Here is a 2,010-nt window from a genome sequence, read left to right as displayed (position 1 = left end):
TTGAAAAACCCCACGCCACCCCCATATGAGTTCCATCCGGGCATTTTCGCCCCGCTGCGTGGAGACTCTTCCCTTGACCACCATCGTTTCAGTCCGCCGTCACGGCAAAGTCGTCATGGGCGGCGACGGCCAGGTTTCACTGGGCAACACCGTGATGAAAGGCAACGCGAAGAAAGTCCGCCGCCTGTACCACGGCCAGGTCATCGCCGGTTTCGCCGGGGCCACCGCCGACGCCTTCACCCTGTTCGAGCGTTTCGAAGGCCAACTTGAAAAACACCAGGGCCATCTGGTCCGTGCCGCCGTCGAGCTGGCCAAGGAATGGCGTACCGACCGCTCCCTGAGCCGCCTCGAAGCCATGCTCGCGGTTGCCAACAAGGACGCCTCGCTGATCATCACCGGCAACGGTGACGTCGTCGAGCCCGAGGACGGCCTGATCGCCATGGGTTCCGGTGGCGCCTACGCCCAGGCCGCCGCCAGCGCACTGCTGAAGAAAACCGATCTGTCGGCCCGCGAAATCGTCGAGACAGCCCTGGGCATCGCCGGCGACATCTGCGTCTTCACCAACCACACCCAGACCATTGAGGAGCAGGACCTCGCGGAGTAAGCCCGTCCAGGCCCAGACTCCCGCTTGAGGACCGCCAACTATTATGTCCATGACTCCCCGCGAAATCGTCCACGAACTCAATCGCCATATCATCGGCCAGGACGATGCCAAGCGCGCCGTCGCCATCGCCCTGCGTAACCGCTGGCGCCGGATGCAGTTGCCTGAAGAACTGCGCGTCGAAGTGACGCCCAAGAACATCCTGATGATCGGCCCGACCGGTGTCGGCAAGACCGAGATTGCCCGTCGCCTGGCCAAGCTCGCCAACGCGCCGTTCATCAAGGTCGAGGCCACCAAATTCACCGAAGTCGGCTATGTGGGCCGCGACGTCGAATCGATCATTCGTGACCTGGCCGACGCTGCCATCAAGCTGCTGCGCGAACAGGAAATCACCAAGGTTCGCCATCGTGCCGAAGACGCCGCCGAAGAACGCATCCTCGATGCGCTCCTGCCGCCCGCGCGCATGGGTTTCAACGCGGACTCCGCCGCGACCCAGGATTCCAACACCCGTCAACTGTTCCGCAAGCGCCTGCGCGAAGGCCAGTTGGACGACAAGGAGATCGAGATCGAAGTGGCCGAGATGGCTGGCGTCGACATTTCCGCGCCGCCGGGCATGGAAGAAATGACCAACCAGCTGCAGAGCCTGTTCGCCAACATGGGCAAGGGCAAGAAGAAAAGCCGCAAGCTCAAGGTCAAGGAAGCGCTGAAGCTGGTGCGCGATGAAGAGGCGAGTCGCCTGGTCAACGAAGAAGAATTGAAGGCCAAGGCCCTGGAAGCGGTCGAGCAGCACGGCATCGTGTTCATCGACGAGATCGACAAGGTGGCCAAGCGCGGCAATGTCGGCGGCGCCGATGTGTCCCGCGAAGGCGTGCAACGCGACCTGCTGCCGCTGATCGAAGGCTGCACCGTCAACACCAAGCTGGGCATGGTCAAGACCGACCATATCCTGTTCATCGCTTCCGGTGCGTTCCACCTGAGCAAGCCGAGCGACCTGGTGCCGGAGCTGCAGGGCCGCTTGCCGATCCGTGTCGAGCTCAAGGCATTGTCGCCGGAAGATTTCGAACGAATCCTGAGCGAGCCCCATGCGTCGCTGACCGAGCAATACTGCGCGCTGCTCAAGACCGAAGGCCTGAACATCGAGTTCACGCCCGAAGGCATCAAGCGCCTGGCGCAGATCGCCTGGCAGGTCAACGAGAAGACCGAAAACATCGGTGCCCGTCGCCTGCATACCCTGCTTGAGCGCCTGCTGGAGGAAGTCTCGTTCAGTGCCGGCGACCTGGCCAGCGCCCACGACGAAGCGCCGATCCGCATCGACGCCGAGTACGTCAACAGCCACCTGGGCGAACTGGCGGAGAACGAAGACCTGTCGCGGTATATCCTGTAAGCCACTCGACGTGTGAGCGGGCTCC

General features: G+C 62.7%; 2 protein-coding genes. Both read left to right on the top strand.

Features of this window, described 5'->3' with window-relative positions; translation table 11 throughout:
* Positions 1-73 precede the first annotated feature (73 nt).
* Positions 74-604 carry an ATP-dependent protease subunit HslV gene (gene hslV / locus OC610_RS26375; protein WP_003186641.1) on the top strand — a complete coding sequence of 177 codons (531 nt, stop codon included), beginning with the start codon at positions 74-76 and terminating at the stop codon, positions 602-604.
* A 43-nt stretch (positions 605-647) separates the two neighbouring features.
* Entirely contained in the window at positions 648-1,985 is a 1,338-nt protein-coding gene (gene hslU / locus OC610_RS26370) for an ATP-dependent protease ATPase subunit HslU (RefSeq protein WP_198797405.1), read from the top strand.
* The last annotated feature ends 25 nt before the right edge of the window (positions 1,986-2,010 follow it).

This window comes from Pseudomonas agronomica, assembly GCF_025917275.1.
GTDB lineage: Bacteria > Pseudomonadota > Gammaproteobacteria > Pseudomonadales > Pseudomonadaceae > Aquipseudomonas > Aquipseudomonas agronomica.
The sequence above is the reverse complement of the archived record's forward strand: the minus strand, read 5'-3'. Positions and strand labels throughout refer to the sequence as shown.